Source organism: Vagococcus sp. WN80Y (assembly GCF_059621045.1).
The window spans coordinates 1-8,893 of the sequence record NZ_JCAQHY010000097.1; the positions used below are offsets into that span (position 1 = coordinate 1).

8 protein-coding genes are annotated in these 8,893 nt (G+C 42.1%); all 8 read right to left on the bottom strand.

The genetic code is table 11. From position 1 onward, the window contains the following. On the bottom strand, positions 1-320 hold a 320-nt coding region (locus AC5KOD_RS03475), incomplete at its 3' end, for a hypothetical protein (protein ID WP_496913142.1). 29 nt (positions 321-349) lie between these two features. Beyond that, complete coding sequence (locus AC5KOD_RS03480; RefSeq protein ID WP_496913143.1) at positions 350-1,069, bottom strand: recombinase family protein; 720 nt, start codon at positions 1,067-1,069, stop codon at positions 350-352. Between the two features lie 24 nt (positions 1,070-1,093). Then, positions 1,094-1,711, bottom strand: a complete 618-nt coding sequence (locus AC5KOD_RS03485) for a hypothetical protein (protein ID WP_496913144.1) — start codon at positions 1,709-1,711, stop codon at positions 1,094-1,096. Next, positions 1,711-2,550 carry a hypothetical protein gene (locus tag AC5KOD_RS03490; RefSeq protein WP_496913145.1) on the bottom strand — a complete coding sequence of 280 codons (840 nt, stop codon included), beginning with the start codon at positions 2,548-2,550 and terminating at the stop codon, positions 1,711-1,713. The genes AC5KOD_RS03485 and AC5KOD_RS03490 overlap by 1 nt, the downstream gene beginning before the upstream one ends. 88 nt (positions 2,551-2,638) lie before the next feature. Next, positions 2,639-3,247, bottom strand: coding sequence for an LPXTG cell wall anchor domain-containing protein (locus AC5KOD_RS03495; protein WP_496913146.1), 609 nt, complete (start codon positions 3,245-3,247; stop codon positions 2,639-2,641). 116 nt (positions 3,248-3,363) lie between these two features. Continuing rightward, positions 3,364-4,647 carry a hypothetical protein gene (locus tag AC5KOD_RS03500; protein WP_496913147.1) on the bottom strand — a complete coding sequence of 428 codons (1,284 nt, stop codon included), beginning with the start codon at positions 4,645-4,647 and terminating at the stop codon, positions 3,364-3,366. A 69-nt stretch (positions 4,648-4,716) separates the two neighbouring features. Further along, positions 4,717-5,424: a signal peptidase I gene (locus AC5KOD_RS03505; protein ID WP_496913148.1), complete on the bottom strand. Its 708-nt coding sequence runs from the start codon at positions 5,422-5,424 to the stop codon at positions 4,717-4,719. 20 nt (positions 5,425-5,444) lie between these two features. Beyond that, positions 5,445-8,597 carry a hypothetical protein gene (locus tag AC5KOD_RS03510; protein WP_496913149.1) on the bottom strand — a complete coding sequence of 1,051 codons (3,153 nt, stop codon included), beginning with the start codon at positions 8,595-8,597 and terminating at the stop codon, positions 5,445-5,447. Between the last annotated feature and the right edge of the window lie 296 nt (positions 8,598-8,893).

Sequence of the window (8,893 nt, forward strand, 5' to 3'; positions counted from 1 at the left end):
TTGGCTAACTCATACAACAAATCTAAATAACGCGAGGATGACTCTAATGGCTGCTCCATAATGTCAAACCGAATCTGATGATCGTGGATCAATTGAAGGGCTGGAAGCAGTTGATTTAATTGAAGCCCCATACTTTGATAGGTCACTACCATAAGCTTCTGATCTTTATACGTGAGTAAAAACGCTTCAAACTGATCGTAGTAATCCGCTTGTTGAGTCGCTACAACGACCTCCTGACAGTTTCCTTCTTGAATCAGTTGGCGATAATCCGTGTCAAATGGTGATTGAACGGTATACCCTATCACGCCATGTCCCAGCATGTTAACGTCCTCCTTCCCTTTTCTTTCATCTAATTGTCTTCTCTCATATCTGAATAAGTAAAATAAACCAATAGGGTCGTGGCGACTAAGCCAATCAGCCCTTGAAGCCATAGGCTATCGGTGTATTGTCGGGCAATTTGTAGGCCTAACATGGTCATCAAAAAAGTCCCAGCTAGCCACAAGACATGCTTGACTTGTTTGACCTGTTGACTGATTCGGTAAACCGTTCCTCGGGACAGACCATAGCGCCTTGCCGTTCGCCTAATTGACCGGTTCGCAACCAGTTCACTGAACACTTGCCAGTAAAGTCGTCGGCCATCAGGATCTGAGGACAGCCCACGATATAGCTGACGATCTGCCTCATTTTCCGGCTGAATGCCAATAATCTTAATCTCTCCCTTAACGTGCTGCGGAATTTCTTGCATCCACTTCATTAAGTGGCCCCACTCAGTGACACGAATCGTTGGATATGCCAACACCTCTAGATCTAAGCCTCTTTCTAGTAACTCATCTAAAAATGTCAGCCATTCCTCGGGTTGATGACTAATGTCTGTCAACTGAAACAGGAGAAGGGTGTCGCCTCTGCCCCCCATGTCCAGTGCTTCTGCCAAGGAGGGCCGCTCCTTCCATGAGACGTCTGTTCGCTGTTTCACCTCATGAAAAAACACACGTGCGCCGTGCTTTTTCAACTGCTCGTGATACGGCCGCTTTTCTTCTGATGAGGTGACACGAAAATAACCAATCTTCATCTTTTGGGACTCTCCTATCTAACATTATGACTGCTCCCTCAAGGGAGCTAAGGTATCATCTATTTGCTTCAAGTTTCCCGTTGTGGGGGTTATCCCTTGCCACCATGCTTGGCGATACGCATACTCACGAACGGTAATCGCCTCGACCTTCATGACTAACTGAAGGCGATCTTGAGTGACCATCTTTGGCCCTCCTTTAATCGTCGTAAATAGGGTCGTCTGATTGAGTGGGCTGGTGCTTCCTAACCGTTTTAAGTAATAATAGTAGCCATCGGTTCCTTCTTGCCACTCACTCACGTTTAAGTCCGCTACTACATCAGAAACAGCGACCTCTTTACTAACCCCTTCTTTGTCTGTCAGCATCGGGTGAATCAAGACACGGACAAACATGTCTTCCTCTCCTTGATTGTGAACACTCACGGTTCGTGGCAAGGTGGTCCCTGCCGGAAGAGCCGTCGTTGTTGTTGCGCCTGTGTCCAGCAAGCCCACTTTTAAATCACCTAATTCATTAAGTCGTGGGCTAAGCTGTTGATCCTTTAAATAGGCATTCGTTTCTGGAAACGACCTGCTTAAACATAAAATATAGACACTCAACAAAAATACTAAGGTTGTTTTGAGTGGGAATTTGCCTTTTTTCCACATTATGCCCCACCTCCTATCACCACTTCATAACGCTCATACACCGGGTTCCCCGTTACTTGAGGAATGCCCCAATCAGCATACACCCCTTTGTTCACTTGGCCACCTTCTGCCTGCACATCGACTCGGTACAAGCTCCCCTTCAGCCAGTTAGGTGCTCCCATTTTTAAGTGAACTTGATCGACTAACACGATTGTTTGGTCCCCTGGTTGAACCGCTTGAGAATAAAAATAATAGCCTTTTCCGCCTATTTCTTGATACAACCAGTAGTTATCTGTAGCAAGAGGTGCAACTGGGTCAATCGTTCCCCAACTGTAATCAAGGTAATTGAAGGTTGGGGGACGACTTATTTCTGATTGTCGGTACTTATAGGTACTCATGGTTTTCGTTTCATAATAAACCAGACCATCCGGTGTGTACCGACCATTAATCTGCCAGGTAGAGGGAAACTCTCGCTTCACCTCTGGTAAACTGTCTAATCCTGTATACTCCGCTAAATGCCCATTACCAGTTTGATCGACTGTATCAACCGCCAAGGTGAGGAGCACCTCTTCTAAGCTCACTCGAATAAAGGCCGGGGCTTCTCCTGTATTTTTAACACTCACTTGAAGAGAAAGAGGGGCCGTATGGGTTAAATTCCCTGATAACGCGCCTTGTACCGTCAGTCGAATGTCTTTTTCTGTTGGACTCTGCATATGATTCTGTAACCACTTCGCGTAGCTAGTCCAAGCAAAGGTCGCATCAATCAGCAGGACAAAGGTGATAAGGGCCATAAAGCTCCCAAAAAACACTTTATTATTAGTTAATGATAACCCGCGTGCGGTCCGTTGTTTTCGTGTCATGTTCACTCACTTCCTCCTCGTTATTCCACAGTTTCATCAATAGACTCCGGAGAATCCATTCATGAAACCATACAATCGTGTTGTATGGTTAGACTCGTCTTTGATAGCGTCTTGCCACATAAAGAACAAAGGTTATCACTAATAATCCCACACCCATTCCTATCAGTAACCACCGCCATTCTTCTCCCGTTTGTGGGAGGAGAGGGTGCGTTGGCTTCTTCTTTTTAGGTGGGGGTGGCTCTGTTTCATTGGTGGCATAAAAAACCCAATAAAAGTCAGCACTGTTAGGACGTTGCCAGCTTTCTTTTGGTATGTCAGTTGAGACAGTGAAGGTGGCGGTCAACTGACCTGTTTCACCGGTTGAATAAGTCCCTAATTCCACTGGTAACTGGTAGAGCGGTGAGGAGGACGTTCCAGATAAATCCCCTTCATACACCGTTTTTCCTGCCAACTCTAATTTAACTGTCATCGCCTTTAAAAGATTCACGTCGCCACTGACTGTGTCTGCCTTCATGTCCATCCGTAAGGTATAGCTACCCGCTTGTTGGGCATAGTTACTAATCGTGATATCTTTTTTAAAGGTCAAGCCTGGTTTAATATCAGTGTGTTCCACAAAGTATTTGCCATCTTCTCCGACTTGTAAGCCTGTATCATCACCTACAATCACCCCCTTAGGAAGTGTCTCCACTGCTGACACAGAGACACTTCCTACCAAACATCCAAACAGAAGGAAAAGAAAAGATATTAAATTAAGGTAACGTCTGTTCTTTTTCACCCTCTTCTCCCTTCCTTATCAACTCTCGTCTTCTTTTTTTAAGGAGCGTCTGGGTCTGGAATTGCAATAGCCGCGAACCAGTCATACACCATTTTATCGCTTGAACCAGCTGGTGCTGAGGCATTAATTCCCCAACCACCAGAACCTTTAATGTTAGTCGGACTCGTTCCTTGCGTAGCATCCACAGCTTTTGTTAAACCACTTAAGTAAGCCGGAATAGCTTCCATCCCTACCCATAAATCATAAGAGGCAATACCATAGGTATCGTCACCTATCACAACAGGCGTTTTTTTAGCCCCCTCTGCAATTGACATTGGGAACTGAATATTCTTCAATAAAGAGCGGGTATTTTGCCCGGGTTCAACTGCTTTTGAGTAGTAGAAATACCCATCACCGGTATTATAGTACCACTGTGCATCATCGCTTGATGCTACATTGGCAATTTGGTTGCCCACTGCTACATGAGTTGAAGCAAAGTTTAATTTAATTTTTGAATCAATCGCTGAGGTTCCAATCGCAGTTGGATGTGCATCCCCTGCTGCTCCTCTATGACTCTTAATGCCAGCCCAGTTATGTTCTGTTGGCGCTGCTGGAAGTTCCTTGCCATAACCAAAGAACCTCAAGTCATCAGCAGTTGCACCTGTTGTATAATTAACCGTTCCATCCGCATTTACCGTCGGTTTTCCTGTGACTTTTTGAGCCACTTGGACGTCATCCGCTGCGAATGTTCCCTCAAATATTGGCAATTTGCCTGATGCTAAATCGTGGAGAAACGATTCTGGGTAATACGCTTTTTTTGTTTTTTTCACATAGGTTAGGAAATATTCGCCATCCTTTTCATATAATTTAAATCCTCTATCTCCTGTTGCTAAAACCGCTGGAGGATTGGCTCCATTAATTCGTAACTTAGCTGTTGTTACGTCGGCCCAAAGTGAGCCAGTGACCTTATATTCTGATGCATCAATAATAACAGGGAACCCAGCATCCGCGTGAACTTGATAGCCGGTAGATGCTGCACCCGCCTCTAATTTGTGTAGCATCTCTTCAAAAGAAATACGAACAAATACAGGGCTATCAGACGCATTTGTCACGGTAATATCCTTTTTTACTTCCGCCCCATCTTTTGGGATTAACGGAGACGGGAATTGCTCATTCAACACGACATCACCGGCTTCAAAACCTGATGATTGCAAATGATTTTTTCTCCACTCAACGTAACTCGTCCAAGCAAATGTTCCGGCAAGTATGCTCACCAACGCTAAAACTGATAACGCAACAATTGCTTTTTTCTTTTTCTGTTTATTTTTTCCATAAAAATTCATTGAAAAAAACCTCCTATGTTCTGTTTTATTTTTTATAAGCTCACGTGGAGCGTTATAACACTAGTTAGTTTAAGGTCCTTTGGACGTTGTTCTACTTTTTCGCTTCTTGGAGCCACTCTGATACGAGTATCGCTCAACCTGAGGAATACTCAGGTAATATTTAACAGTGGCGATCACTAAAAAGAGACTACTGATTAGGACCAATACCACCACCAAATTATCTCGAACAAACTGAATCATGAGGCCTACATGGGCAATATGACCCATGACCTTTCCGACTACTTGTGTGTGTTGGATGGGGATATCTGCGTTATCATTGGCATCTCCTTGGGTGGTTAATCCCGCCACTTCTTCTCCCTTTTCATTCACAACAGGGGTATTGATCTTAATCACTCGGTGAGTCAGATAGGCGTCTGTATTCCCTGCCACAGGATAAAAAGTGATAATGTCTTTAGGCTTTAACGTCTCCGGTTTAACTTGTTTCAATATGATCATGTCTCCTGCATTAAAGCCGTCTGTTAAGTCGGGCTTATCAGGATGAGCCGCCATTGAATTTGTTTTGACTGTCATAAACCGATAGCCATAAAACGACTTATCTGGCGAATCATTGAAATTAAACAGTAACGCCCCTAGCAAAATGGACAAAAAGATCACATAAAACAGAACATTCCAGACAAGAGAGAGGAGACGTTTCCCCATGGTGGGCGGAAGCTCCCTCTCTTTTGAGCTTTTTCGTTTATGAGGCACTCGTTTTGTCATAGTGACATCATTACTCATTCCGTTCTCATCCTTTCTGCCTACGGCACAATCGCATAATCACCTGGTTTACCATAATTCCAACCATAATAATCAGGGGACGAGGTGCTGGCAATACTTGGTGTTAGATACATCGTGACCCAGACTTCCTCCTTCGTTCGCCCATCAAAGATGAGCGGACCTGTTTGAACCGCTGAGCCAGAATGAGTCGGTTTTGTGGGGCCTGAGGTTAATTCATAACCACTCACGGTGTAATACTCAGGCGCAATTGACTCGAGTAACACATACCAATGATCGACTGACATCGTCAGCTTGAGTTCAGCGTACTCACCATGAGTCCCTGCTTTAGCAGGTCCAGTTAAATTAAGCTGTTGACTCGTCGTCGTTGTCCCACTAACAGTAGCAGTATTAATGTTGTGACTAACACCGACAAGACTTGTTGGCACGACAATCTCAGGATTTGGCGCTTGGATGACAGCTTGATAATGAATCTTAATAGGAGCGTTTGCCACTTTTGCCGTTACCTTTACTTCTGTCGCTCTACTTTTAGCATCCGTGTAGATAAAGGTCACATTCGGAACAGCTGTAGCTGTTGTGACAGCCCTTAAATCAGCTTGGCTGGCCGCCTTCAAACTCAGCCCTTTCGTCGTCCCATCTGTTCCAACCGTTAGAGGGGTCAAAGAGGTTCCTGTTTGTGGTTGATCTATAAAGTCATAGACCGTCACGTTAGAGGTCGTTCCTTTAGTGGGAGCCCAATCTGCCTTCAATTGAGTTTCAGCTGTCGCAATTTTTGCTTCATACAATGGAAGTTGATAATCATCGGCGTATAAAGCTACACCGTTGGCGATTGTAGTGTTATCTTTTGTCACAAATACCCAGATTCGATTTTCAACTGTATGAACAGCACTCTTATAAGTAAAGTCTAGTGGATAGGGTTTCGCATCATTAGGTCCTGTGGCTCCTATAATAGTCGCTAATTGAGTTTGATCGTACGTCACTTTATTACTATGTAGATTGATACTGTAATCTTCTTCTGTTATAGGTGTCGTCACTTCCCACGCCACTACTTTAGCAAGTTCTTTAACCGCGTTCGGGTTCCCCGTTCCTAACTTACTCGCTAGGTCATTTTGATTGACAGAAAAGTTTTGAGCGCCTAATCGGTAGTCCATATTAACTTTAACGAGCTTATCTCTAGAATCGATAAACCGACTAATTGAAGAAGGTTGATAACTCTCACTGTTTGCATTGTCTCCATTAGAATCTGTCACAAAGTACTTCGCTTGATACAAGCCGTATTTAGGATTATTCATATCGATTCCTTTTGAAGTCGCTAGTCCGTTTTCATCAACTACTTTGACCAAGCTACTCCAATCCCTGTCTCTAGAAAGGCCTTCATTGATTGTTTCATTGTCACTGTCATAGACAATGCCGCCTCTCAATGGATTTCGATTTATCCTTGAATCAAGCCATTTTTGAGTTTTCAAGCCCGAAATACTGTATTTCATATCATAGGTATCTAAGACCTCAACTCCGACTAATAGCTCTTTTTCAATATCCGATGTAGCTGTCAAATCAAGCGTCAGCAACTCATGGCCTTTACTAAACTTAATACCTGGGCTCCAATCCTGCTTGAGCTCTAATATCCCGTAAAATGCATCAGCCATTGAATCGCCTTTCCATCCATCGGCAGGATCCATTAAAGAGAAATCTTTTGTTACACCAGAGCTTGTATAATAGTAATGAGACGCATCAATTGTGGTTAATTGCCCCACCTCCATAGAGCCTGTGTATGCAACCATCTGGACGTTAAGTAATGAATAATCATCACTCAGTATCCCCATAAACAAACCTCTTTCTGAAAACCGACCTTCTAGAAGATCAGTGGCAGATCCTGGATTTCCACTATGAGTCCCATAAACCACTGTTTGCCCCGAAGAGTCGCTTTGAAGCAATACGCTACTGCCAGGCGATAAAGTAAAGAGAGACTCCACTGAATAATTAGTCAAACTAATTTTAACAACTTCAATACTGTCATCGCCTTTAGTCAACGTTACAAAGATACTATCAGAAGACTCTCTATTCATTTTGTCGTTGATTACAAAATGCTTTATCTGATTAGATTTACCTGATTGCCCATATTGTAAATCTGCTACAAAATCAAAATCAGTTTTTCCATTTTTATCCCAAAACAAGAGATGTTCTACTGAGCCTTCATATTGATTCGCTCCATTACTATTCCTAGCTAAAAGCTTTCCAAAATAGCCTTGATTTTTAGGATTGTACCCTATCGTATAACTCCACGCTCCCCAGTAATTACCTTTACCAGGCTGAATACTATTTATAAACTGAGGACGGAGTTCTAAATCTTTCTCTTTCTTATACTCTCCGTTATCCCAAACATAGAGCGGCAATGCTGTATTTAGAGTTATCCCATGGGCAATATTCTTGTTAGAATTTTTCATTTTATAGAAATATTCAATCCCATCATTTACACCCGCAGTCAGTGGTGGATTGTATGTAACTCCCCCCCAACTCAAAACACTTAGCTTGTCATTTCCTCCTATTTCAAACTTCAAGCTTTTCCATGTTAGATTCTTATCTGAAGCAGACTGCCCAAAGTATCCTATTTGATAGGTACCATCCAGATTATCTATTATTTCTGTAGGAGTTGTAGCATAGTCACCAGTTATTTGAGTGCCATTTACGAATGTTTCTAGAGAACTAAGTTCATTCCCCTTAGCTATAGAAATATCATGCATGTATTTACCATCTTTATTAAGATAGACTACTCTCGTGACAAACTTTTGAGGAACCCCTCCTTGATTATCATTTCTCGACATCAGAACAACCAAAGCACCTTTATCCATTAAAAGAGTACTTCTTACTGTCGTCCTAACATTGTGCACACTGTAAGAATTCATAGTCTTTTTTGAAAAAGAAGTGGTTACTTTCTTATTTTGAATAAAATCCGTAGGTAACTCAAAATCATATAAACTGGTGCCATCTTGTGGAACTGTAAAATCAATATTATCTCCCAATGTATTCTGTTCTCCTTGATTAACTATCGTGGTAGGAGATATTGGCAAACCAGCACCTTGTAAAATTACTAGTTTTTGTTTACCGACTATAATTCCTATCAGCAATAACAAGATTATGAAATAAAAGAAATATTTTTTCTTCATTTTTTTTATCATCTCTAACTTCCCCTTTATATAATTACTTGAATACAAATCACTACTATTCAAACAAAATTAGGTTTATTACATTAATTACTACTGAAGATAATAAACTTACATAAGATAAAAGTATCTTACTCTTAAAGTTAGCCTGTTTCATTTAACCTTGACATGTGGCCATTAAAATCTACTCCTAAAACTACTCCTACGTGTCAGAATGAAGTGCAACACCCTTTAACTCTTTTCATTAATTGACTGTTATTATTAACTTACACATCTTTTAACTAACACGGAGGTTATTTATGTCATATAAT

Coding starts and splice junctions, on each gene's coding strand:
- AC5KOD_RS03505 (WP_496913148.1), bottom strand. CDS start 5,424: ATGAGTAATGATGTCACTATGACAAAACGAGTGCCTCATAAACGAAAA.
- AC5KOD_RS03485 (WP_496913144.1), bottom strand. CDS start 1,711: ATGTGGAAAAAAGGCAAATTCCCACTCAAAACAACCTTAGTATTTTTG.
- AC5KOD_RS03490 (WP_496913145.1), bottom strand. CDS start 2,550: ATGACACGAAAACAACGGACCGCACGCGGGTTATCATTAACTAATAAT.
- AC5KOD_RS03510 (WP_496913149.1), bottom strand. CDS start 8,597: ATGATAAAAAAAATGAAGAAAAAATATTTCTTTTATTTCATAATCTTG.
- AC5KOD_RS03480 (WP_496913143.1), bottom strand. CDS start 1,069: ATGAAGATTGGTTATTTTCGTGTCACCTCATCAGAAGAAAAGCGGCCG.
- AC5KOD_RS03500 (WP_496913147.1), bottom strand. CDS start 4,647: ATGAATTTTTATGGAAAAAATAAACAGAAAAAGAAAAAAGCAATTGTT.